This window comes from Paenibacillus lacisoli, assembly GCF_030580655.1.
GTDB lineage: Bacteria > Bacillota > Bacilli > Paenibacillales > Paenibacillaceae > Paenibacillus > Paenibacillus lacisoli.
Genome location: NZ_JAUQTB010000005.1, coordinates 114,642 through 137,275 on the forward strand (window position 1 = coordinate 114,642; position 22,634 = coordinate 137,275).

Genomic DNA, 22,634 nt, shown 5'->3' on the forward strand with positions numbered 1-22,634 from the left:
AGGGCCTTTTTCATGCTTGATCTGATATTCTTAACTAGTACTCCACACCGCGTACTTTCGCGAACACCAGCGTATCCCTCAGCTTTCCGTCGATGTCACAGCTTTCAAGCCGCAGCAGCGCTTCCTGTGTAAAGCCCAGCCTTTCCGCAACCCGCCGGCTGCGCACGTTGCGGGCATCACAGCGAATCTCAATCCGGTTCGCCTGCAGCTTTTCGGCCGCAAAAGTCGTAATCCGGTCAACCGCTTCCGTAATATAACCCCTGCCGCTGCAGGAGGTGCGAATCCAGTAGCCGATCTCGAAGCGCCGAGCCTTCCAGTCGATCCGGTGCAGACCGCTGCTGCCGATGAATTCACCTGATTCTTTATCGAACAGCAGCAGCCGCAGGTCGGACCGGTCCAGAAACTGATGCCGCCCCTCCCGCACTGTAATTTCGGACTGCTCTAGTGTCGGCAGCTCCCGCGCCCACGGCATCCATGGCTTTAGCTCTTCAGCACTCTCATATACAGCTGCATGAACGGCTGCTCCATCCCCATATTGAGGTGCACGGATCTGCAGACGCTCGCTCTCAAAGCATTCGGGAAAAGATAGCATTAACGGATGAACCTGCTCTTTAAGTTTGATATCTGATGGTTTCATATCTGCTGCGCTCCTGTCAATGTGAAATCAGGCCCGATCTTACCTGTTGTACCGACAAGCGTAACAGTCCCTGGATTATTCTTCAAGCCACACTCAATTTACGGCAGTGCGCAGGAAGGACGGCAGACGCAGCAGGGCTACCCCGAGCCCAACCAGGCCAAACAGCAGCAGCACACCTGCAGGAAGCAGTACGTCGCTGATATGAGCATGATGTGCAATGATGTTGATCAGCGAATGCTGGGCCCAATACTGCGGCATGAATCTGCTGATATGCTGAACAAATTCCGGTAATAGATAAGTCGGAAACCACAGCCCGCCCAGAATGGCGCCGCCCATCGAGATGAGCTGGGTGATAACCATCGCTGCACCTTCCCCTGGAACCACGAACGATAATCCCAGACCGATTCCCGTCCCGGCAATACTTAGAGCAATCACGATCACAATCAGAGCTGGATAATTTCCCAGATGAAGGTCATACATAAAGTGCCCGAAGGCAAACAGCACGGAACACTGTGCCATAACCGTCAGGATGAAAGGAACCCACATCCCAATCAGATACTGAACCGGCGTAATGCGTGTACTGCGGATGCGGGTGAATAGTCCGGTCTTCTTTTCCTCGAAGAAACGCCGGGTCATCGTAATCATGATGAAGAACACGAACATGACGGTCATCCCCGGGACAATCTGATCAATAGCGCTCAGCTGCTCTGAAGACATATTTACCGGCTTGATAGCAATCGGCGACACGAGCGCCTGCTGCGCCGCCTGCGCGGAAGCACCCAGGGAAGTCAGCGATGTCTTGATTTTCTGTTCCCGATACTGATCGGACATTCCCTGTAAAATCGCCTGAATCGGGGCAATGGCTGTCTGGGAAGCCGGGTCTTTATACAAGGTGATATCTGCAGCTGCTCCATTCTTCAGCTTTTGTTCAAATTGGGCCGGAATCACCAGCATGGACGTCATCTGTCCCTGCTTTAACCGGTCAAGCTGCTGATTCAATTCGCCTGCCGGAGAGGCATCCACCGTAATAATACCGGATAATCTGCTAACAAACGCCCTGGATGCCTCACTGTTGTCCTGGTCTACTACCTGCAGGGTGATCGCTGACGTGTTGGCCTCCTGGTTATTGATGCTGCCGAAGATAAGGATAAAGGCAATCGGCATGAACAGCAGAAAAATAAAACTTCTCCGGTCTTTGCGGATCAGCCGCAGTTCTTTGCTAATAAGAGCAAACATAGGATGAACACTACCTTTCTTCACAAAATGGTTTCGGATTATTCGAACTGGATCAGTCTCTAAGCGCCGTACCGGTGACCGTCAGGAATACATCCTCAAGCGAAGGCCGGATGACTTCAAGCTTTTTTACATTCCAATTATGTTTACTGCACTCTGTTATCAGAAGTTTTATCATGTGCTCAGCCTGTTCCGTCTCCAGTACCCAGCCGGATCCCTCTTTACGGACCGATGTGATTCCCGGAGCAATCTGAGGCTTGGGCATACCAGCCGCTTCAATATAGATCGCCTGGGACGCATAGCGGCCAAGCAGCTCTCCGAGCGGCGCCTGGGCCTTGACCATGCCCTGATCCATAATGGCGACCTCGTCGCACAGCGCTTCCACTTCCTCCATATAGTGCGTGGAGTAAATAACAGTAACCCCATCCCGGTTCAAGCCCCGAATCAGGTCAAAGATATGATTCCGTGACTGTGGATCAATCCCGACGGTGGGTTCATCCATAATAAGCAGCTGAGGGCGGTGCAGCAGTGCAGCAGCAATGTTGATCCGCCGCTTCATCCCGCCCGAGAAGGTACGGATCTCTTCCTTGGCCCGATCCAGCAGCCCGGTCTGCTCCAGCACTTCCTTCATTCGCTTGCGCAGCTCTGCGCCGCGGACGCCGTAAGCCTGACCGAAGAACTCCAGATTATCCCACGCGCTGAGCCGCTCGTATAGTGTAATCTCCTGCGGCACATAACCGATGTAACGGGAAGCGGCTCCCGGATTGCTGTCAATCTCCTCACCGAACAGCTTGACACTTCCCTGATCCGGCTTGACGACTCCCGTCAGAATCTTCATCGTTGTCGATTTGCCGGCACCATTCGGACCTAGAAACCCAAATGAGCTTCCTTCCTTTAAAGTAAAGCTGACGTTCTGCAGGGCCTGTTTCCTGCCATAGCTTTTGCTGAGACCGGTTACCTCGAGCAGCGGCTCAGCCGCTGCCGAAGCTTTGTGCACAGCAATCCGATTCGGGGCAGATTGTATATGGGACATGTTCGTCATCTTATTGTTCCTCCTATATCAGATCGTTAGTTTATGTTCAAGCAGGTAAGCAGTCAGCCGATTGATAAGAGCTGTTGCAATCCAGGCTGCCACGATGCTTACGATTCCCACTGCACTGGGTGTCCAGCCTCCCTGTCCGAAACCCAGCCACTCCAGGAGCACCGGATGGTCAGAGTCACTTACGGAGGACAGCACCAGCGAGAAACCGCCCATGGACAGGATCATCAGCAGTGGCAGCAATGGACGAAGCAGCGTATACCGGATCGTGGCCGCGAGGATACCTAATGCCAGTATCAGTGGACTCACCAGAATGATCATCACCGTCCAATATATTCCGCTCACCAGGCAATCCTGCACATCTGCAAGCGTGAATCCTCCCAGGAACAGACTAATTACAGCCGCGTATACCGTGCCTATGATCAGGACTGCAACGGTGACAATGGAGCTCTGAATCCAGCGGGCAGCCCATTTGGAAGAGATAAGCCAATGCCTCGAGTAAGGCAGTGTCAGCCACCAGCCAAAGGTTTCATTGCTCCACTCTCTTTTGACAGAAGAAAAAGCGAAAAAGAACAATCCGAAGGGAAAACCGGCGAGGATCTTCCACAAATCCCGCAGCTCCAGCTGATCCTGGGAGGCCGAATACGTAAGGCCAACGAAGATAACGGCGAGAACTGAGATCAGATACACGACACCCCATCGCATCCGGGTGCCTCCCTGGCTCTCCCGGCCGGCTCTGCGCCAGCTTCCTTTATTACGTAATTCCCGGCGTACCAGCGCCTTGAACGATCCCGGTGTGGTCATGACTTGATTCTCCCTTTCGTATACATCGTTTTGAACACCTGATGCAGGGAGCCATACTCGGCCCGCAGCTGCTCACTGTCCCCCGCCCAGATCGCCTGTCCGGCATTCATCATGACCGTGTAGTCAAACAAGGCTTCCACTTCCTGAATATCATGGGTACTGATCAGCACCGTCTGGTGGCTCTCCTCCAGCAGGTCAATCAGACCGGATACGATGGACTCCCGGGACATGACGTCGATACCGGCAAAAGGTTCATCCAGAATAATTAGCGGGGCTGTACGCGCGATACACATAATGAGCATCACCCGTGCTTCCTGGCCCCTGCTCATTCCGCTGACCCTCATATCCGTGTCTACATCCATATATTCCGCCATTTGCTCTGCCCGTTCATAATCAAAGCCCGGCAGGAAAGTCTGTCCCCAATCCAAAGCATGCTTCACCGTGTCGTTCGGGTACCAGTGCGCCCGGTCAGGCAGATAAGCAACACCTGCATTGGTACGCCAGCCTGGCTGCTGTCCCAGCACTTCAATCCGTCCGGCGTCCGGCTGGACCAGACCGACCAGGGAGCGGAACAGCGTGGATTTACCACAGCCGTTGGGTCCCAGAATACCGGTGATACTGCCTTCCGGGATTGACAGTGACAGCTGATCGAGTGCCGTCTTGCGGCCGTAACGTTTGCTGACCTGCTCACAGGTGATGATGTTCTGTGTCATGCTCTCTCTCCTTCCTGCTCCTGCCGGGAGCGTTCGACGTAATCCTGTACATCCGACCATGCGACGCCCAGGCTCTCCATCTGGGCCAGAAAAGTATCGATATAGCGTGAAGCCAGATCCGTGCGGAACGCCTGCACTTTCTCGGGCAGCGAGGTCACGAAGGTTCCCTGTCCCCGCCGCTTCTCCGTCAGCCCATCCCGCTCCAGCTCCTGATAGGCACGCATGACGGTATTCGGATTCATCTTTAATTCCTGTGCCAGTTCCCGCACCGAAGGCATTTTCTCACCCAACCTGATTTCCCCTTTCGCAATCGAACTACGAACCTGATCCAATATCTGCTCATAAAGCGGTTGGCTAAAATCAATCCGAAACCGGAGACCGCCAACCTGCTGTTCTTCCATAAATGTTCCTCCTCAGGCCAAGCACGGCATTTCCTTATGTGCTGTACCGGGTTAGTTATACTTCATATGTCGTATGCTTTAAGTGTATTATATCACTTAATACACTTAAAGCAACATAAAAAATAACGGTCATTTCCTCTTGGGGTATCCGCCCTTTGGAATGACAGGATACAAAAAAAAGGTGCTCTCCTCGGAGAAGCACCTTACTGCATCTTATTTGGCTGTACTCTTATCGTTGGCCGAGGCCGCCTTGGCGGAAGTTAACGCCTTCTTGGCCGCCTGTTCCATATTCATCACATCGTCGGTCTTCAGCGCGTAGGCCCAGCTGCTGTCTGGCGGAACTGCCCAGATGATCCCTGGATCGTCTGCGGTCGTCCAGCCCTGATAGACCTTGCTTTCTTCACGGCCATTGACTGTCTGTGTCAGCGTCATGGTGAAGCGCTGCACCGGCTTCTTCAGCTCGGGTACGGGGCGGACTTCACGATCTGTTGTTAACCCTTTGACCTGAGCCAGCAGAGACGTGGCCTGGTCTGCCTCTATCTTGGTACCATTCAGTGTCCAGTCAGTGACAGCCTCTGCACTGCCGCTCCCCGATCGCTTCCCTACCCAGGAGAAGATGGGACTTTCCCACTCGAGTGAGACCGTGTTATCATCCTCCCACGTGAACGGAGTGGTCACCATAAAGTCCAGCGGCGCCAGCAGGAGGCCGGACAGATCTTGCTCGGCCGCAGCCACAACCTGCTTGCCGTTAACCTGCACATAATCCCCGCTTCCCGTCGGCAGAGCTGAACCTACCGCATACGTCGTCGTTCCTTGTGCCGTATGGACCTGGATTACCCGGTCATTCGTGGAAATTCCGTATTTGGCGGTGTCGCCCGGCTGTTCTTCTACCGTCTGACTGGTCGTCAATGCGCCCAGTGTGCCCAGCCATTGTTCCACGGCGTAAGCATTGACCGGATAGGCTCCCGGCTGCTTCATCACCCAGTTTCCTTTGTCTTTGACCAATTCTACAGTGCGTCCATTATGGGTCACTGTAATCCCGGTTACTTCAGAGGCTTCTACAGCAGACAATTTAGCCGGTGCCGGGGTTTCCTTCTGGAAGAAATTTTCGCTCTTGGCGTAGACAAATCCTGCGATCAGCAGCATTAACAGCACCAGCGTGGGAATGAATTTTCTCATGCCTTTCTCCGCCTCCACCACAGCAGACTGCCGATCATTACGAACAGCAGCGGAATACCGACGACTGCTGCTGTGAAAATATACGAGCCTTGCTTCGCCGTCAGATAAGCCACCTGATAACCGGCTTCTTCGCGCGGTCGGATCGTCACACCGCTGCTCTTCTCACGCAGATAGCTGAACGCGTTCAGCGCAAGATCGCGATTGCCCCCGGTCGTAATTTCACTATCCTGCACGAAGGTGGATGAGCCCAGAATAACGGCCTTCGGCTTGTTGTCCTTCGAACTGACCGCAAATCCCAGGTCGAGCGGACCCTGCGGATCCTGATCCTTGTCGTTATTCGTTGTATTATTCAGCAAGTCTTTCAGATTCGTCTCCCCGTAGCTGTCACTGGAAGACTGCAGCAGCGGGGTCACCTCATATTGATCCTGCTCTTTTGCCTTCAGGGCCACGGACAAGGTCAACAGCGGATTCAGATTGCTGGCCTTCAGCTTGTCTGTAATCTCATGTGTACCAAAATCCGGCACACTCCACAGGATGCTCATGCTGCTGGCATGCTTGTGATCGATCGTAACCGCGTGCTGATCCTGGACGCCGTATTCACCCATCAGGGCATCCAGGTTCTTCCACCCCGTCTTCATATCTTCGTTGAATCCAAGAGACAGATACAGCTTCCCGCCATTCTGCATATACGTCTGGATCGCCTTCAGCTCGGTGCTGCTGATGTCTCGCTGCGGCCCTATAATGGCCAGAACATCGGCATCCTTTGGCACCGAGCCAGCCTGTGCGAGCTGAAGCTCCTCCGTCGACACCTGCTCGCCGGACAAGGCGGTGTTCAGATTGCTCATTTGACTGAGCGCAACCTCTTCATGGCCGGTCAGGAATACAATTTTCCCCTGATCATCTGAAGTCAGCCCCAGCAGAGCCGAGGTCAGCTTCTCCTCCCCGGAAAACTGGTAGGAACCATCACCGCTGCCGCTCTGAAAGAGACTGGTCAGCTCAATAACCCGCTTGGTTTCTCCCTGCAGCACCACTACGGAGGCTCCAGTCAGCCCGTAGGTTTTGGCCATGGCCGGCTGCTGGGCAAGATCGTATTCCTCCACCTTCAGATGCTTGTTGCGCTTGGCATATTCCTGCATCAGATCCCGCACCTCGCGGTTCAGCAGCTCATTCCCGTCTCCTGAGACGGTGAACAGCATCAGGCGGACATCCTGCTTCACTCCGCTGATGGCGTTCCGGGTCTGCTCAGACATTGTATACTGCTTGCTCGCCGTGAGATCGGCCTGGAAGCCGGTCAGGGAATTCAAAAACAGGGTCAATAAGATAAAAATACCGACCGCCGCCACAGACAGCACAGCACTGTTCGTATGACTTAACCATTTTTTCATATCGTTACCTCCACCTTTTCCGTTCCACAACCTGAATGCTCAATAGGATGAACAGTCCGGCCAAGGTTACAAAATAGAGGATGTCGCTGCCGTTCAGCAGCCCCTTCGCAAAGCTGTCGAACCGCACTGTAAGCGAGAACGGGTCTATCCATTGATGCAGCTTGCTTCCAGTGTCACTGGAGCCGCCCAGACTGTCCATCATCCAGAATGCGAGCATGAGAATAAAGCCTGCCACCGCCGCAATCATCTGATGCTGGGACAGGGTCGAAGCGAACAAGCCGATCGCCATCATGCCTGCACCGAGCAGGAATAGTCCGATCACGGAAGTCAGGATCATGGTCAGGTTCACCGGACCGAAGAAGGACATGATCAGCGGATAAAACAGGCTGCACAGGATCAGCACCAGCAGCATGGCCAGCGAAGCAAGATATTTGCCGAAGATAATCTCCGTTACACTTGCAGGTGATGTGAGCAGCAGCTCATCCGTACCCTGCCTGAACTCCTCGGCGATGAGCCGCATCGTCAGCAGTGGAATGATAAAGAGGAACATCGACAGCGTGTCTCCAAGCACAAGACGATAATCCAGAATGCTCGGCTGGTAGCTTACAAAGTTGTTATAGAACAGCAAGCCGGTTAGCAGCATGTAGATCGCCAGTGCAAAATAGGAGGTCGGTGTCCACAAGTAGGCTTGCAGTTCTTTTTTGCTGATAGCCAAAAGACGTCTCATTTCCGCTCCTCCCCTTCTGCGGACGGCAAAGCTGCCGCTTCCATCGTATCCGCTCCTGAGGAATCAGCCTGTCCGGTTTTATTTAATTCGACAGTGGAAGCACCTGCTGCCTCGCCCTTCTCATCACCTATTTCGTGTCTGGACTCATTCCTGTTCTCGCTCATGGTAAGCTGCTGAAAGATCTGCTCCAGGCTGCGGTTCTCCTTCTTTATTTCAAGGATCGGCAGACCTGCTCCGGACAACAGATAGAACAGCTCTTCCCGGAAATCTTCAGTTGTATGACCCGTCAGCATCAGCCGGACGGTCTTGCTTCGCCGGGGGTCTTCCCTGCCTGCCAGGGATTCATTCTCGATGGTCTCGATCATGACCTTTTCCCACTTGTTCAGCAGATTTTCAACCACATCCGGTTCACTCTTCACTTCGATCGATACCTTAAATTCTTCACCCATCGAGCGGGCCAGAGAATCCGGTTCCCCGTCCAGTACGATCTGCCCCTGATTGATGATCAGTACCCGGTTGCACAAGGCACTCACTTCCGGGAGGATATGCGTGCTGAGCAGGACGGTATGCTTCTCGCCCAGCTCGTGGATCAGCTGCCGGATTTCCATGATCTGATTGGGATCCAGTCCTGAAGTAGGCTCATCCAGAACGAGCAGATCCGGATCATGAATAATCGCTCCCGCCAGTCCGAGACGCTGCTTATAGCCTTTGGAGAGTGAGCGGACAACTTGCTTTTCTCTGCCGTTCAGCCCGAGTCTCGACACCATTTCAGAAATGCGCAGCTTCTGCTCGCGTGCCGGCACGTCCCGCAGGTTGGCCACAAATTTCAAATACTGCTGCACGGTCATATCGCCATACAGCGGCGGGGTCTCGGGCAGATAGCCGATCCGGCTGCGTGCCTGCTTCCCCTTCTCATGGATCGGAATCCCATCCAGTGTAATCCGGCCTTCACTAGGCTGAAGATAGCCTGTAATCATCCGCATCGTTGTCGTTTTCCCTGCACCATTCGGACCGAGAAAGCCGACAATCTCGCCGCGCTGCATGGCAAAATCCAACTGATGTACGCCGCGGCTGCCCTCATACCACTTGCTCACCTGCTTTACTTCCAGCACATGCTTCATCCTTCCTTTATAAATATTGCCTGTCCCTAACTGCAGCCGACCCCTTATGCCTAAGGTCATGGTGACTGACGAACCCATTCCGGACGATCTGCATGATCATCCCACTATATCCCTGGTAGTCTAAATCCGGCTTAAATGAACTTAAATTTAAGCTTAAAATATTGTGTCTAAATTGTGAATTAATTAGAGACAGCAAGAAGCATTCCTTTCCAGGTAGACGAATCTATCATTTCTTATTTTAGTGCTAGATTACCCAATCAACCTCTAGCAATTCGCATATCGTATATAGAACCTTCCGGAAGGTATCCTAACCACAAATCGAAGGGAGATCTACCTTATGCCAAAATTTCTTGATCTGAGAACCTCCGAACAGAGTAACACGGACACTTCAACGCTTGCAGTACCTGTTGGAGCGGGGGCTGCCGTAGTGATCGGCGATATCGGTCTGGTGACTACAGGATTTGCCGGGCAGATTCGTGTATCGCTTCAAGGTTATGCCAAAGTCACAACAACTACAGCCGGTTCCACATTGACATACCAGGTTGTTCGAAACGGAGCTCTTATCTTTACAACAACACTGACTGCGGTTACTGCAGGCGAACAGGATCTGGGCGGCTTTACAGCAGCTGACCTGCCGCCAGCTCCTGCCTCAGGCCTGATCCAATATCAGCTGCTTGTGTTCGCTAGTGCGGCAGGCATCACCCTGGGCGCCCGCGCGTTTACAGGTGTAGCAGCATCCGACTAACAATGAAGAACCAACCTGAAGGGAGATGAAGCTTATGCCAACTTTTCTGGATCTAAGAACCTCTGTCCAGAGCAATACAGATGCCATCACGGCTGCGATCCCTACCGGCACACCGACATTGACTGGTGATATTGGTCTGGTAACAACCGGCGCAGTCGGTCAGATCCGTGTTGCACTGCAAGGTTTTGCGAAGATAACAGCCCCCGCTACTCCTGGAGCTACGATCACTATTACCGTTTTGCGAGGAGCGACCGTTATCTTCACCACTACTTTCACATCTACGACAGCCAACGAACAGGTATCGGCCGGTTTTGAAGCCGCCGATCTGCCGCTAACACCTGCCGGCGGCCTGCTCCAATATCAGATGCAGGTCGTAGCAAGTGCTGCCGGTGCTACACTCGGTGCCCGTGCATTCACTGGAATTGCCGCTGCCGACTAATTCACGCTGCTGCAAAATACCGGAGCTGCCGATGATCGGCAGCTCCGGTAAGTACATATTTATCATCCGACAATGCCCGGAAGAGGGAAACATCATGGACAATTCAATTCGTAAGTGCTCTAAGCATGCCAATAAATTCCCTGCAGTATTTTTCTGGAGAGAATTCCTGCCGCACATGTACTTGTGCGTTGTGGATCAATGCGTTGCGCAGAACTGTATTCTGCATCAGCTCCAGCGCCTCATAGAACCCGCTCGTTATATCACCCATCGGATACACTTTACCTGTAACGTTGTGGATCAACGAACTCCGAACGCCGTCTATATCCGTAGATAATACCGGACAGCGACAGCTCATCGCTTCTATCACTGCATAAGGTGCACCCTCCGTCTTGGAGGTCAAACACAAAAAACCGCCGGAATCGCCTATAATCGAAAAATAATCTGCCATAATCGGGTGAGGAATATTCGACAGTACCCTCGTGTTAGCTCCCACATTTAATAACTGCAGCATATCGTAGAAAGCGGCTCTCTCCTCCGGTACAGACAAATTGATGTCTTCAAACATCCAGAGTTGAATGGCCGGGTTAACGTGCACTAGATGATGCGTGAGCATTAGAAATTCACGCCAGTTCTTGTTATCTCCCCGTTCAAACCTGCCAAGCCAGGCGATGACAGGATGTCCCGCTGGCGGCAAACCACGATAGGTAAAAGAATGGGTATCCATACTATTATTAAAACCGAAACGCGTAATGTTGGGAAAAAGCTCCTCAAACAGAGCCGTAATATGCGGTGTATTCGGATTAAGCACCCCATTGACATACGGTAAGACATAAGGCTGGGCCTGCATCAGCGCCTGGCGGGCCTGATCCTGCGGCCCATATCCCTGAACCTCAAAAATAATAATTCCTGTATAACCGATCTGACGAATAAAGGGAATATACTCATAGGCCGACACCACGATAATCGCTGTATAACCATGTGTTTGAATGAGTTGACCGATCTCCGCTTCATTCGATGTCACAAAAGTAGGGATGTCCCCAGCATTCTGAATACCGGCACCTGGTCTGATATACAGACAATGACATTCCACGCCATGACCTCTCAGAGCCAGACATCGCTGGCGATTCAGGGTATCCACTCCTCCGCTCGGCACATAGAACATAAACAAAACCTTCATTAACGATGCCCCTCCTCCTCAAAAATGCGAACTCGCACTTTACCTACAATATATTGAAATTTGAGGATGATTGACTGTTCTGATGTCCAGCCCTTTGTAATTTCTTGGTCTTACTGAACTGCCCATACCTCCTTCGTCTTCCATTCATACGATGGTATGAATACCCAGAGCCAAGGACAGGAGAATGATATGCAATGAAAATGCTCATTACTGGCGGAGCGGGTTTTATCGGCTCCCATCTTGCCGAAACCTTGCTGGAACAAAATGTTGAGGTTCATATCGTTGATAATCTTTCGAGCGGCAGCATCTCCAATGTGCCTGAGAACGTTACATTTATTGAGGAAGATGTCCGCTCGGCATCACTGCAGCACCTTATGGCCGCCGAGCGGTATGACACGGTCTTTCACCTTGCCGCCCAGTGCGATGTTCAGCACTCCATCAGTAATCCGGCCCATGATGCTTCCGTGAACATTTTGGGAACGCTCAACGTACTGGAAGGCTGTGTCCGGAACAAGATGACCAAGATGATCTTCTCATCTACCTCGGGAGTGTATGGCAACCCCGAATATTTGCCTGTTGACGAACAGCACAGGGTTCAGCCACTCTCCTTTTACGGCTTGTCCAAACTCGCAGCCGAATCTTATATCACTCTTTATCACGCTCTTTACGGCGTACCTTATACCATCTTAAGATACGCGAATGTATATGGACCGAGACAGAATACCAAAGGTGAAGGTGGCGTCGTCGCCCAGTTCATGAACCGGCTGTTTACAGGCAGCCCTTTGACCATCTATGGTGACGGCGAACAGACCCGGGACTTCATTTATGTCAAAGACGTAGCTGCAGCGAATATTGCCGCTGTCCATAACGGCAATCAGGGGGTGTTTAATATCAGTACAGGTCATGGCCGGTCGGTCAATACGCTGGCCGCACTTCTGGGTGCAATGCATTCCTCGCCGCTCCTGTTGGATTACGCGCCGGCCAAATCCGGAGATATCCGGGATAGCTGCCTGCTTCATGCTCATGCAGCGAAAGAGCTCCAATGGACACCGCGCTTCAGTATTGATGACGGCCTTCGGCAGCTGTATGACTACTATGCGGCATCTAGCCCTGGCTGCCCATAGCCGCTCATCTCATCGATCAAGCTTAAACCACCAGCGAATTTTCAAGTTTTCAAATTGAGGGGGGTCCCCTCTTTTTTAATTGCTAAAAAAAGGGGGTTAAACAAAAAAATCTAGAATGTCATGGGTAGACCTGAGGGTTTACCCATGACATTCTACAGGATACGATCTTGATCCATTCGTCATTTTTTCCAGATTCTCTAGTAGACACCTAACTGAACAAGCATGCTGCGAAAGCTGGTTCCATACTGCTCAGGAGAAAAATACATTTGGACATGTGCAAGCGCCTGTTCCGTGATATTATTTCTTAGCGTGTGATCATGCATCAGCGTAAGCGCTTCTTGTACTGCCTCCTGGATATTGCCGAGGGTATAATATTTTCCTGTAATGTTGTGAACGACCGCACTGCGCACCCCGTCGGAGTCTGTCGTAAGCACCGGACAGCGGCAGCTTATGGCTTCAAGAACAGACATCGGGCCACCTTCCACTTTTGACGTGGAGATGAGCATCCCCCCAGAGTCCCCGACTCTTGAGAAATAGTCAGGCATAGCAGCGTGCGGGACATCTGCGTGAATCGTAAGGTAATGTTGTAATTCAAGTTCTTGAATCATTTGGTAGAACTGCTGACGTTCCACTGGGGCAGACAGAGCCGGATCTTCGAACATCCACAGCCGCAGATCTGGGCGGTGTTGAAGCAAATGATGAGAGATTAACAAAAACTCGTTCCAGTTTTTGTTATCTTCGATTCGTCCAATCCACGCGAGCACTGGGTTTTCCAACCGGGGATGAGCACGATAAGAGAATCGACTCGTGTTCAGACAGTTGTGGATATTAAACTTGGGCTTCGCAGGATAGACCTGCTGAAGTATTTCGACAATATGCGGTGTATATGGCGTAAGAAGGGCATCCGCATAAGTCTCGATAACGGGCTGCGCCTGGCTCAGTACCTGCCGGGCCACTTCCTTCGGTCCGAATCCCTGGACTTCAAAAATCAGCCTGCCGGTGTAGCCCAGTCCACGCAAACGAGGTAGTGTATCATAGGCGGAAACGACAATAATTGCGGTATAGGAACCCTGCATCAGGATTTGGTAAATATCGTTATCATTGTTAGTCACAAATGTAGGCATTGGATAGTTGTTCTGCACACCTGGACCAGACATGAAGTACAGACAGTGACCGTTGATTCCATAGGCACGAAGCGCATCTACCCTCTCCCGGTTAACCGTATCCATTCCTCCGCTGGGGTTATAAAATACGAACAAAACGTTCATCGCCTCGCCCTCCTGATTAAATCCTTTTTTCTGAGTATGAGCATGCTCATGCTTCCCCCCCCATACTTCGGATCAAACCCCGCATGGCCCCGTCATACACACGTTGGACTGCACGCCATTCTTCATGGATCTGCGGCCGATAACGCTGTGACCCCATCCCCTCATGGACTCGGTAGGCCGTAAGATTCTCGTTCAGATATGGAAAAGGAACACGGCTTAGCACCACACGGTACCAGAAATCCAGATCATGCGTATAGCGCAGCGACTCATTAAAATTTCCTAGATGGGTGAATATTTCTTTCTTAATCATCACCGTACACCCATTGACCGGATTCATATTAAAAAAGCTGGAGGCAAAAGCAACCGGTTCGGCGAAAACAGCACCGGCAGCGTAAGAAGTTACCTGACTTTCTGCATTGATAAAATCAAAGTTGGTGTGTGAAATCAGAGCATTATGGGTCAGCATAAACTGCAGCTGATTTTCGATCTTGCCTGGATAAAAAATATCATCCGCACTTAACCATGCAATATAATCTCCACCAGCATAACGGATGCCATGATTCAAGGCACTTGCTGTCCCGCCATTAGCTTTACCCAGATAATGGACGCGGTCCCGATAAGGGGCCAGACGATCCGCATTTGAGGTCGACCCGTCATCAATGACCAGAATTTCCACAGCATCGTAGGTCTGTTCCAATGCACTGGCAACCGCACGATCAATGTAAGGACAATTGTAAAATGGGATAATGATGCTCACCGTTGGCTTCATTCTTTACACTCCTTTCATGCGGAAATAGGTAACCACATCCTTAATCGATTCACGAAGGGTAACATGCGGCTCCCACCCTAATCTGTTCAGAGCTTCCGGGGGCGACTCCGGATGATCTGTGTTTTCCGGTTGATTGCCATACTCGATTGTATAGTTCCTGCCCGCCTGCTGCATCATCATTACGGCCATAGTCTCCAGTGTAGACTGCTTCCCGGAGCAGACAGGGTAAATGCTTCCAGGATCTCCTTTTTGAAGAAGAACTGCATACGCTCTTACCGCATCTCTGACATCGAGAAAATCCCGTTTGGTGACACGGGAAGAAATATGAAATGGCTGTGAGACAGAATCTGCCATATCACAAGACACCATATAATGAGCCAGCAGGGCACAAAAACCTGTGGAAGGACCTGGCCCCACCAGATTCGATGGTTCTGCTATGACGATATGCTGGCCGAATAACTCCCTCCATTGAAGAGCTGCCTGCTCCTGCAAGGACTTGCTTAAACAGTAGGGATGGATCTCTCCATAATTCCCTCTCATTTCTAAGGTGACCCGAGAGCCGACAATCACAACCCGGGTATGCACCAGCGGACGCAGCGCATCCAGGAGATACAGCGTCGACATGACATTCGTTTCCAGATAAAGAAGCGGATGTTCCCATGATTCAGGAACCGAATTTTTGCCGCCGAGATGAAGGACATAGTCAGGTGAAATCTGCTTCACAACCCGTTTCAATTTTTCTTTGTCCAAGAGATCACAGCTATATATATCCATATTCTCCGGCAGGCCCGAGGGCAGCGAGGCAGGTATTTTACGTACAAGTGCGGCCACCCTCCACCCGAGATCCGCAAAATGCCTGCACGCATGAATTCCGGTAAAACCAAGTGCGCCGGTAATCAGGATAACGTTGGATTGTCGGTTGTGCTGCGCGTCCATTCCTCCAGCTCCTTCAACATTTCGTGGTAACCGGGAACTGAATAGTTGACATCCTCCCGGGTTGATACCAGAGTCCGGTCCAGGACAGGCAGATCAGACGGGACGATACGGATGCCAGGTATGCGCCAGATTTCCTGGAATAGGAGCAGCAGTTCGTATTTGCTGATGATCTGTGGGGAGACGAGATGAATGAGGCCTGATACCGGCTGCTTCCACAGCGAATGAATCGCCTTGGCAAGTTCAAGTGTGGTTATACCATTCCAATAGACATGACGGTATCCGCTCACCTCCCCTTCCTGCTGCAGGAACCAATTCAATAGTCCAATTCCATCTTGGCGGATCTCCGGTCCAATAATGGATGTGCGAATTGTCAGGTGCCGTTCGCCGCGAACTTCACCTATCGCTTTCGTTCGGGCATATACGCTCTTACCGTCAGGAAGGGTCTGCTCGGTATATCCGCCCTTGTCACCCAGAAACACACAATCCGTACTGACGTGGATCAATTTTGCCCCTACCCTGTCAGCTGCATGGCGCAGCTGATGGGGCAGGAAGCCATTGACATGATAGGCCGTACGGCTGTTCTTTTGAGCATCACCATTTAATACTCCAGTTGCATTAATGATCAGATGCGGCCGGATTACATCTATAAGACAATCAACCGCTTGGCTGTCGGTTACATCGAGCTGAAGGCTGGATCGATCTTCGGGATTCCGGGTCGTATAGGTCACTGTATACTCCTCAAGTGCTGTAAAATACTGCACCAGAACATGTCCCAACATTCCGGTACCGCCCAGAATCAGGACCTTCATGACAAGAAGCCTCCACGCTGCAAAATATCTCTGATTTCATTCTTGTTCATCAGATTTTGTCCGGAACTGAAGCTGTCAAAGGTTACTTTCGGGTAATCCCTGTAATGTTCCTTGAGACCTGCAATGTCAAGCATGGGCAGAATGACCAGATATTCTTCATCGTAAATGACCGTCGTCTGGCTCTCAAAATCACTCATCAGAATTTCATGGATTTTCTCACCTGGACGGATCCCTTTCTCGATCACCCGTACATCCTCTACCCCCATATCTTCCGCTAGGACTTCGGCCAATTCGACTATCCGGCAGGTCGGCATGGACATGACGAAGATTTCACCGCCCACACTGGCTTCAGATGCCTTAAACAACAGCTTGATCGCATCGCGCAGGGTCAGAAAGAATCGAGTCATCTGCAGGTCCGTGATCTGTACCTCACCTTTATCGGCAATCTGGCTTTTGAACAGATGCACGACGCTGCCATTGGTTCCGAGTACATTGCCGCCTCGGACGGTCACGAATGAAGTATTGCTATTCAACAGGTTGGCATAAACAATCAGCTTCTCCCCGATTGCCTTGGTCATACCATAGAAATTGGATGGGTTGGCTGCTTTGTCGGTAGAAATGTAAACCACCTTCGTCACATGGTTATCGATAGCCGCCTCAATCACATTTTGTGTCCCTACCACATTGGTTTTAAGCGCTTCATAAGGCTGTTCTTCACAGACGGGAACGTGCTTCAGGGCAGCCAGATGGAAGACATAGTCGACTCCCTGACATGCTGCAGATAGTGCATCCTTATCACGGATATCTCCGATACGGAAAACTAACCTCGGATCATCAAACTGGCGGCTCATGGCAACTTGACTCGATTCGCCGCGGGAGTAGATGATAATTTCCTTTGGATTCAGCGGCAGCAGCTGGCTCACCAGCTCATGACCCCAAGAGCCGGTTCCCCCTGTAACCAGAATGCGTTTATTCTCAAACATTCAGTTTCCCTCCAAGCAGAAATTTAACAACTTTGTCAGATACATCTTCCGCCAGATACCCATTCGGGCGTTCCCACACCCGGCTCAGTTTCACCATCAGCGAAGCAGAACGGGCAATGGATGCTGCATCCAGGCCGGATACGATATTACTCCCGCAATCAATTGTCTCAGGTCGTTCGGTAGTACGGCGCATTGTGACGGTCGGTACATGCATGATGCAGCACTCTTCCTGTACGGTGCCACTGTCGGTCAGCACGCATAGTGCATGCCGCTCCAGCCGGACAAAGTCGAAGAAACCGAACGGTCTATGGAATTCCACCAGCGGGTGGACCGCCATAGGCGGGTGCTGGGCAATACGGGCAGCTGTTCGGGGATGAATACTGCAGATCACCGGGTTGCCGTGTTCCTCAGCAACCCGATTCAACCCTCCCAGAATGGCAAGCAGATGCTCGGGAATATCCACATTCTCTGCCCGGTGGGCCGTGACAAGTACATATTGATCCGGTTCCAGCTGCAGCTGTTTTAGAATACCGGAAGCCATAATCTGCGGTTCATAATAACGCATGACCTCGTAGATGGGATTGCCGGTCAGAATAATCCGTTGGCTGGGCACACCCTCACGGAGAAGATGCTGGCGACTTTGTTCTGTATAGGGCATATTAATGGAGGAGATGGCATCAATCACACGACGATTCTTCTCTTCTGGTACCGTTAGATCAAAGCAGCGGTTGCCGGCTTCCATATGAACTACCGGATAGCCCAGCCGCTCAGCAAGCAGCGCGCACAGTGCGCTGTTCGTGTCCCCGAGAAGCAGAATTTTATCGGGCTTCTCATGCTTCAGGATGTCTTCCATCTGCAGGAACATAGAAGCCAACTGGCTGCCAAGCGTACCAGCCTGCTCCTGCAGCACGTAATCCGGGGCGCGCAGACCCAGCTCACGGAAGAAGATACCACTCAGACTTTCCGTGTAATTTTGCCCTGTATGAACCAGCACGTGACCAGTTGCATATTGATCAAGCTTCGGAATAATAAGACTGAGCCGAATAATCTCCGGCCGGGTACCGAGTACCGTTAATATTTTCATATTAGCTATCCCTGCCTCCATTAACGTGTGGCTGCTCTGTTACGGAGCTGCCGTTTCTTTGCCCGGCGGGCAGTCAGGGTCACCCGCCGTCGCCGCTGTCCGACTGCGATCTGCCGGCCTGCCCGTCGCAGTCCGCGACGCTTGACCCTCCGTTTGGCACCGGTTGACCGCTTCCGTTTCGTAACTTTGCGCCGGCGGCGCTTTTTTCCACTGCCTGCCGCGGCTGGTACAGCTGGAGGTGAAGGTGCTGCTGCCAGTTCCAGCGCTGCCCCTTGATTAAGCGGCGGCTGTGTGGATAGAGGTAGACTATGAAGAACCGTCGGGGGAAATTCTCTGACCAGCTTCTGTGCCGGGTCCTCCACCTCCATTCTCCGGAGTTCGCCCTGATCCCAGACATACACTGGACCACCCGGCTGCTTTATCATGGGAAACCAGGACGGGTACTGCCGAATCCATTGGGTGACCATGGCATGCATTTTTTCCCGGTAGGCTTCGATACCATAAATGCGCCGAGCCTCCAAGTGACAATGAATTCCGCGATCACGCGTCTGTTCAGGGTGATCCAGAAGTACGGCAACCCGATTCGCAAGGCCTTGGCTGTCACCAGCCTCAACCAGCAGTTCCCCGTTATTGACATTCTCCATAAGTTCGGCGAGACCGCCCTGCCGGAATGCGACAACCGGCTTACTGAAGAGCAATCCCTCCAGAGCCGTCATTCCGAATCCTTCAGGCACCATACTCGGAACCACAACGATATCCATAGCAAGGTAAGCCGATGCCACCGGGTCTACAAACGGAGTAAATACAAAACGTTTAGCATATCTTGAGCTTTTGATCATATCAACGCAATCGTTGTAATACTTACGGTCCGCAGGACTGCCAATAATCCAGTATCTGCACCGGGGATGCGTATCACACAGCCTCAAAGCCATCTGGATAAAGTACTTCAATCCTTTGCCTTCATAAATAAAAGAAGAAATATACCCGATGCAAAGTCTAGATCTGCGAAAGCCTAATTCTTCACGTTTGAGACTTCTCATCTCAGGCCAGCGGTACGGCTCCGGAAGCTCAGCATTCCAGGAAGGCGGCAGAATGGAAAATTTGGATGGGATGCTGCCCTGCTTCAGCGGCTCCATGACTGCATCTGAAATGCCGATAACCCAGTCGCTATAGGCATCGATAATTCCGGCTCCAATGGACGTAAACGGACTTGAAGCTACAATCTCAGTCACCTTCCAGATCACCGGAATACCCAGATGCTTGCCTACAAGAGCGGGCAGAACATTCACACAAGTATTCGTCAGAAGCGCATCCGGCTGCTCATTGCATACCAGATCCACCATTTTAGCGAACGAGGGATGCTGTCGCAGCTGCTCTGCATCTCGCTCAAGTCCTTGATAGGGGCTGCACATACCATGAAGCATGGGCGAAGAAAGCAGACGCACTTGAATTCCATGCCGCCGGGCCATCGCCGTCATCTTGCCTTCATTTGGCGCGATCAGCACACAGTCAAAATACTTCCCCAGCTCCCTGCAGAAGTGAAGCAGCAGTTTTTCTGCCCCCGTGATGCTGCGAGTATTGCTGACATGGCAAAACAGCAGGATCTTTGCTCTTCTCGCCATAAGTTGCGAACCGCTGCAGTCTGCTGCAGGGTCCGCCCTTCACCTCCTTCAAACTCATTCCTCAGCAGGATTCCTCAGGGAAAAATGAGCGTAAGCATCTCATTCAGACGAGAGCTGTAGGTATGATCCCGCAATGTACGAGCAAGCCCGTTTAGTGCAATTTCCCTGCGTTCTTCTTCATGCGCGAGGTAATAGTCGATTTTGTCCATCAGCTCCTGAGGTGAGCTGTAAGTCTCGATTTCCTTCCCAGGCTCATAGAACCGCGCCAGATCACTTCGTATATCGGTCAGCTGCAAAGTGGCGCAGGCATTGATCTCGAAAGTACGCGGATTGGGGGAAACGCCGTCCATCTTCAGCTGGTTGTTGTTGACGGAGTCATCTTCGATGGAGCGGTGAAGGTTAATGACAATTTTGGAGCCGTTGTAGATTTTACTGGTATCCCGTGGGCCCAACCATGTACCTAATCCGATTTTTTCCTGATATAACTTATAATCCGGTATGCGGTCCCACCAGATCCCATTGATTACCGTGTCTTTGGACATCAACCGTGGCATAATCGGGTTGAAATAATATACACGGTTCCAATAGGCGGAGCCTATAAAAGCGACCTCTTTCTGAACTTTTGACCGTGTGGCAAGTGGAGCATAGTGCTGGGTGAACGCAGCAAAAGGAAGATAGTGCACGGATGGACATCCGTGCTGGCGATACAATTCCACGCAGTTAAATTCGAGTGTAAAAACGTGGTCAAAATGAACAACCATATTCAACGTCATGTCTGTATAGTACGGATCATCTGTCAGCCACACGGCTGTTCGGATTCCCATTGCGCGTACAGCATCGATCTGGTCCAGCGGGAACTCCATGCCGTCCAGCGCAAGCAGGAGATCCGGGCAGAGCTCCTGAGCCTGAGACACGAGGGGCTGGCGCGGATCAGTGACACTGACTTTAGCAGCCAATGTCTGCAGTGTCGCAATAATCGCTTCATCAATCGGCGAATATGGGAATCCTTTGCCTGAGCTAACATACAGGATGTGGATCTGCCTGAATGGTAACGGTTCCTGCGGCTGTGTAAAGAGGAAATTGGCACGGCCGCGCAAATACCCCTCTTCCTGGCCTGCCAGATATCCGGCCTGCCGGCCTCGTCTGTATTCCGCCGCCGGGCTGATACTGGCGGCTCGAGGACGTGTTGGCTTGTGCTTTCTCATGAAACGCCACTCCTTTGTATAATCTTCTTTTTGGACAGGTTGCGAGACCTATTCATTCAGCCAACGCTAAAGCCAGCAGTGAACGCATGCGCATCGTGTAGGTATGCCTCTCCATGGTCGTATAGAGTCCACGCCAGGCCATTTCTCTTCGTTCCTTTTCATGCTCCAGGTAATAGGCCAGCTTCAGCTGCAGCTCTTCTGCTGAGGTAAAGGTTTCCAGATCATAGCCCGGACGATAATACTGCACCAGATCCTTCCGCCAGTCTGTTAGCTGGAGGGTTCCGCAGGCGCTGATCTCATACGTCCGCGGGTTGATTGAATTGGCTCCGAGTCCAAATGAATTCTGATTGTCCTGGCCAGGTTCGGATGGACGATGCAGATTAATAACGATCCGGGCACCATTGTAATGTTTGGCCACCTCTTCCGGTGCCATCCAGCCCGGGCGAATGAACTCACCCAGCAGATCCTTCCGGTTCAGCCGTTCCCAGAATCCGCCTGCAATGATCACCTTCTTTCCGGTCAGAAAGGGGGCCAGCTTGTCGAAGAGCTCCACACGGTTCCAGAACGCATTGCCGATGAAACAGATGTCCGAGTCGTATTCCGGACTGATTCTGCGAGGAGCATACAGTTCGGGATGTACGGCGAGCGGCATGTAATGAACCCGCCTTGCACCCAGACCTTTGTAAAAGGAAACACAATTCATTTCATGCGTGAACACCAGGTCATAGTGACTGGATAGTACAGAGGTGCTTGATGTGAAATAAGGATCATCCACGAACCAGATCGCAGTCCGAATGCCCATCGCCCTTACTTCCTTAATCTGTTCGACCTGGTTTTCTGGAAATACATGCAGTCCATTCAAGACCAGGACCAAATCCGGCCGGTGCGCCCGGGCTGCCTCCAGGATCCCTTCCGCTGTGCCGACCACACACTCCCGAACGTTCTTCTGAAGCGCGTCCCTAATACCGCTGTCAATGGATTCAAATCCCTGCGGGATATACAGTACCTTGACGTCACGATAATAAGGCTCAGGTACGCGGACCCGCTTCAAAATGGACTCACACCCGCCAAGACGCAGGCCTTCACGATACCCGTCCCGGTAATTTGCTGCTATCGCGGCACTTTGTTGTTGGGCCACCTTGTTCACCCGCCTGTATGGGTTTATGGATGTTGTTCCCTTAACTATATGCGGAGGGAACAAATGCATCATGGACGGGTGCCCCGGCCTGCACAA

At 51.8% G+C, this 22,634-nt stretch carries 23 protein-coding genes; 3 read left to right on the forward strand and 20 right to left on the reverse strand.

Annotated features, from left to right (window positions below; genetic code table 11):
- Nucleotides 1–34: 34 nt before the first annotated feature.
- The 10 genes from Q5741_RS11170 to Q5741_RS11215 all read right to left on the reverse strand — a co-directional run bounded on the left by Q5741_RS11170 (nucleotide 35) and on the right by Q5741_RS11215 (nucleotide 9,239).
- Nucleotides 35–637: a GNAT family N-acetyltransferase gene (locus tag Q5741_RS11170; RefSeq protein ID WP_305024169.1), complete on the reverse strand. Its 603-nt coding sequence runs from the start codon at nucleotides 635–637 to the stop codon at nucleotides 35–37.
- Between the two features lie 93 nt (nucleotides 638–730).
- Entirely contained in the window at nucleotides 731–1,873 is a 1,143-nt protein-coding gene (locus Q5741_RS11175) for an ABC transporter permease (RefSeq protein WP_305024170.1), read from the reverse strand.
- A gap of 52 nt (nucleotides 1,874–1,925) precedes the next feature.
- Nucleotides 1,926–2,912, reverse strand: a complete 987-nt coding sequence (locus tag Q5741_RS11180) for an ABC transporter ATP-binding protein (protein WP_305024171.1) — start codon at nucleotides 2,910–2,912, stop codon at nucleotides 1,926–1,928.
- An 18-nt stretch (nucleotides 2,913–2,930) separates the two neighbouring features.
- On the reverse strand, nucleotides 2,931–3,713 hold the full coding sequence (locus Q5741_RS11185; protein WP_305024172.1) for an ABC transporter permease: 783 nt from the start codon (nucleotides 3,711–3,713) through the stop codon (nucleotides 2,931–2,933).
- Complete coding sequence (locus tag Q5741_RS11190; protein ID WP_305024173.1) at nucleotides 3,710–4,426, reverse strand: ABC transporter ATP-binding protein; 717 nt, start codon at nucleotides 4,424–4,426, stop codon at nucleotides 3,710–3,712. The genes Q5741_RS11185 and Q5741_RS11190 overlap by 4 nt, the downstream gene beginning before the upstream one ends.
- The gene (locus Q5741_RS11195) at nucleotides 4,423–4,827 is read right to left on the reverse strand and encodes a GntR family transcriptional regulator (protein WP_305024174.1); all 405 of its coding nucleotides are present in this window, start codon (nucleotides 4,825–4,827) and stop codon (nucleotides 4,423–4,425) included. Before Q5741_RS11195 ends, Q5741_RS11190 begins: the two co-directional genes overlap by 4 nt.
- A 213-nt stretch (nucleotides 4,828–5,040) precedes the next feature.
- Entirely contained in the window at nucleotides 5,041–6,006 is a 966-nt protein-coding gene (locus tag Q5741_RS11200; RefSeq protein ID WP_305024175.1) for a DUF4340 domain-containing protein, read from the reverse strand.
- The gene (locus Q5741_RS11205) at nucleotides 6,003–7,391 is read right to left on the reverse strand and encodes a GldG family protein (RefSeq protein WP_305024176.1); all 1,389 of its coding nucleotides are present in this window, start codon (nucleotides 7,389–7,391) and stop codon (nucleotides 6,003–6,005) included. Before Q5741_RS11205 ends, Q5741_RS11200 begins: the two co-directional genes overlap by 4 nt.
- Before the next feature lie 4 nt (nucleotides 7,392–7,395).
- Nucleotides 7,396–8,118 (reverse strand): ABC transporter permease subunit, encoded by a 723-nt coding sequence (locus Q5741_RS11210; protein ID WP_305024177.1) that lies wholly within the window; start codon nucleotides 8,116–8,118, stop codon nucleotides 7,396–7,398.
- Nucleotides 8,115–9,239 (reverse strand): ATP-binding cassette domain-containing protein, encoded by a 1,125-nt coding sequence (locus Q5741_RS11215; protein WP_305024178.1) that lies wholly within the window; start codon nucleotides 9,237–9,239, stop codon nucleotides 8,115–8,117. Before Q5741_RS11215 ends, Q5741_RS11210 begins: the two co-directional genes overlap by 4 nt.
- A 337-nt stretch (nucleotides 9,240–9,576) precedes the next feature.
- On the opposite strand from Q5741_RS11215, the gene Q5741_RS11220 reads away from it, so the two are divergent.
- Entirely contained in the window at nucleotides 9,577–9,984 is a 408-nt protein-coding gene (locus Q5741_RS11220) for a hypothetical protein (protein WP_305024179.1), read from the forward strand.
- A 34-nt stretch (nucleotides 9,985–10,018) separates the two neighbouring features.
- On the forward strand, nucleotides 10,019–10,423 hold the full coding sequence (locus tag Q5741_RS11225) for a hypothetical protein (RefSeq protein ID WP_305024180.1): 405 nt from the start codon (nucleotides 10,019–10,021) through the stop codon (nucleotides 10,421–10,423).
- Nucleotides 10,424–10,526: 103 nt separating this feature from the next.
- Here the strand turns inward: Q5741_RS11225 and Q5741_RS11230 are convergent, their stop codons facing one another.
- A complete protein-coding gene (locus Q5741_RS11230) occupies nucleotides 10,527–11,600 on the reverse strand; it encodes a glycosyltransferase family 4 protein (RefSeq protein WP_305024181.1) in 1,074 nt (357 codons plus the stop codon).
- A 194-nt stretch (nucleotides 11,601–11,794) separates the two neighbouring features.
- Between Q5741_RS11230 and Q5741_RS11235 the strand changes: the two genes are divergently transcribed.
- Entirely contained in the window at nucleotides 11,795–12,724 is a 930-nt protein-coding gene (locus tag Q5741_RS11235; RefSeq protein WP_305024182.1) for an NAD-dependent epimerase/dehydratase family protein, read from the forward strand.
- A 197-nt stretch (nucleotides 12,725–12,921) separates the two neighbouring features.
- On the opposite strand, the gene Q5741_RS11240 is transcribed toward Q5741_RS11235, so the two are convergent.
- From Q5741_RS11240 to Q5741_RS11280, 9 genes are all read right to left on the reverse strand, one after another.
- On the reverse strand, nucleotides 12,922–13,992 hold the full coding sequence (locus Q5741_RS11240; RefSeq protein ID WP_305024183.1) for a glycosyltransferase family 4 protein: 1,071 nt from the start codon (nucleotides 13,990–13,992) through the stop codon (nucleotides 12,922–12,924).
- 46 nt (nucleotides 13,993–14,038) lie between these two features.
- Nucleotides 14,039–14,761 (reverse strand): glycosyltransferase family 2 protein, encoded by a 723-nt coding sequence (locus Q5741_RS11245; RefSeq protein WP_305024184.1) that lies wholly within the window; start codon nucleotides 14,759–14,761, stop codon nucleotides 14,039–14,041.
- A 3-nt stretch (nucleotides 14,762–14,764) separates the two neighbouring features.
- Nucleotides 14,765–15,697 carry an NAD-dependent epimerase/dehydratase family protein gene (locus Q5741_RS11250; protein ID WP_305024185.1) on the reverse strand — a complete coding sequence of 311 codons (933 nt, stop codon included), beginning with the start codon at nucleotides 15,695–15,697 and terminating at the stop codon, nucleotides 14,765–14,767.
- Entirely contained in the window at nucleotides 15,658–16,506 is an 849-nt protein-coding gene (locus tag Q5741_RS11255) for an SDR family oxidoreductase (protein ID WP_305024186.1), read from the reverse strand. The genes Q5741_RS11250 and Q5741_RS11255 overlap by 40 nt, the downstream gene beginning before the upstream one ends.
- A complete protein-coding gene (locus Q5741_RS11260) occupies nucleotides 16,503–17,489 on the reverse strand; it encodes a polysaccharide biosynthesis protein (protein ID WP_305024187.1) in 987 nt (328 codons plus the stop codon). The genes Q5741_RS11255 and Q5741_RS11260 overlap by 4 nt, the downstream gene beginning before the upstream one ends.
- The gene (wecB, locus tag Q5741_RS11265) at nucleotides 17,482–18,573 is read right to left on the reverse strand and encodes a non-hydrolyzing UDP-N-acetylglucosamine 2-epimerase (protein WP_305024188.1); all 1,092 of its coding nucleotides are present in this window, start codon (nucleotides 18,571–18,573) and stop codon (nucleotides 17,482–17,484) included. Before wecB ends, Q5741_RS11260 begins: the two co-directional genes overlap by 8 nt.
- A gap of 20 nt (nucleotides 18,574–18,593) precedes the next feature.
- A complete protein-coding gene (locus Q5741_RS11270; protein ID WP_305024189.1) occupies nucleotides 18,594–20,195 on the reverse strand; it encodes a glycosyltransferase family 4 protein in 1,602 nt (533 codons plus the stop codon).
- Nucleotides 20,196–20,269: 74 nt separating this feature from the next.
- Entirely contained in the window at nucleotides 20,270–21,400 is a 1,131-nt protein-coding gene (locus tag Q5741_RS11275; RefSeq protein ID WP_305024190.1) for a CgeB family protein, read from the reverse strand.
- Nucleotides 21,401–21,452: 52 nt separating this feature from the next.
- On the reverse strand, nucleotides 21,453–22,547 hold the full coding sequence (locus Q5741_RS11280; protein WP_407074350.1) for a glycosyltransferase family protein: 1,095 nt from the start codon (nucleotides 22,545–22,547) through the stop codon (nucleotides 21,453–21,455).
- Nucleotides 22,548–22,634 lie beyond the last annotated feature (87 nt).

Excerpts from the sequence above, each read along its gene's own strand:
- Q5741_RS11170 (WP_305024169.1), bottom strand. The coding sequence starts at position 637 with ATGAAACCATCAGATATCAAACTTAAAGAGCAGGTTCATCCGTTAATG.
- Q5741_RS11175 (WP_305024170.1), bottom strand. The coding sequence starts at position 1,873 with ATGTTTGCTCTTATTAGCAAAGAACTGCGGCTGATCCGCAAAGACCGG.
- Q5741_RS11180 (WP_305024171.1), bottom strand. The coding sequence starts at position 2,912 with ATGACGAACATGTCCCATATACAATCTGCCCCGAATCGGATTGCTGTG.
- Q5741_RS11185 (WP_305024172.1), bottom strand. The coding sequence starts at position 3,713 with ATGACCACACCGGGATCGTTCAAGGCGCTGGTACGCCGGGAATTACGT.
- Q5741_RS11190 (WP_305024173.1), bottom strand. The coding sequence starts at position 4,426 with ATGACACAGAACATCATCACCTGTGAGCAGGTCAGCAAACGTTACGGC.
- Q5741_RS11195 (WP_305024174.1), bottom strand. The coding sequence starts at position 4,827 with ATGGAAGAACAGCAGGTTGGCGGTCTCCGGTTTCGGATTGATTTTAGC.
- Q5741_RS11200 (WP_305024175.1), bottom strand. The coding sequence starts at position 6,006 with ATGAGAAAATTCATTCCCACGCTGGTGCTGTTAATGCTGCTGATCGCA.
- Q5741_RS11205 (WP_305024176.1), bottom strand. The coding sequence starts at position 7,391 with ATGAAAAAATGGTTAAGTCATACGAACAGTGCTGTGCTGTCTGTGGCG.
- Q5741_RS11210 (WP_305024177.1), bottom strand. The coding sequence starts at position 8,118 with ATGAGACGTCTTTTGGCTATCAGCAAAAAAGAACTGCAAGCCTACTTG.
- Q5741_RS11215 (WP_305024178.1), bottom strand. The coding sequence starts at position 9,239 with ATGAAGCATGTGCTGGAAGTAAAGCAGGTGAGCAAGTGGTATGAGGGC.
- Q5741_RS11220 (WP_305024179.1), top strand. The coding sequence starts at position 9,577 with ATGCCAAAATTTCTTGATCTGAGAACCTCCGAACAGAGTAACACGGAC.
- Q5741_RS11225 (WP_305024180.1), top strand. The coding sequence starts at position 10,019 with ATGCCAACTTTTCTGGATCTAAGAACCTCTGTCCAGAGCAATACAGAT.
- Q5741_RS11230 (WP_305024181.1), bottom strand. The coding sequence starts at position 11,600 with ATGAAGGTTTTGTTTATGTTCTATGTGCCGAGCGGAGGAGTGGATACC.
- Q5741_RS11235 (WP_305024182.1), top strand. The coding sequence starts at position 11,795 with ATGAAAATGCTCATTACTGGCGGAGCGGGTTTTATCGGCTCCCATCTT.
- Q5741_RS11240 (WP_305024183.1), bottom strand. The coding sequence starts at position 13,992 with ATGAACGTTTTGTTCGTATTTTATAACCCCAGCGGAGGAATGGATACG.
- Q5741_RS11245 (WP_305024184.1), bottom strand. The coding sequence starts at position 14,761 with ATGAAGCCAACGGTGAGCATCATTATCCCATTTTACAATTGTCCTTAC.
- Q5741_RS11250 (WP_305024185.1), bottom strand. The coding sequence starts at position 15,697 with ATGGACGCGCAGCACAACCGACAATCCAACGTTATCCTGATTACCGGC.
- Q5741_RS11255 (WP_305024186.1), bottom strand. The coding sequence starts at position 16,506 with ATGAAGGTCCTGATTCTGGGCGGTACCGGAATGTTGGGACATGTTCTG.
- Q5741_RS11260 (WP_305024187.1), bottom strand. The coding sequence starts at position 17,489 with ATGTTTGAGAATAAACGCATTCTGGTTACAGGGGGAACCGGCTCTTGG.
- wecB (WP_305024188.1), bottom strand. The coding sequence starts at position 18,573 with ATGAAAATATTAACGGTACTCGGTACCCGGCCGGAGATTATTCGGCTC.
- Q5741_RS11270 (WP_305024189.1), bottom strand. The coding sequence starts at position 20,195 with ATGGCGAGAAGAGCAAAGATCCTGCTGTTTTGCCATGTCAGCAATACT.
- Q5741_RS11275 (WP_305024190.1), bottom strand. The coding sequence starts at position 21,400 with ATGAGAAAGCACAAGCCAACACGTCCTCGAGCCGCCAGTATCAGCCCG.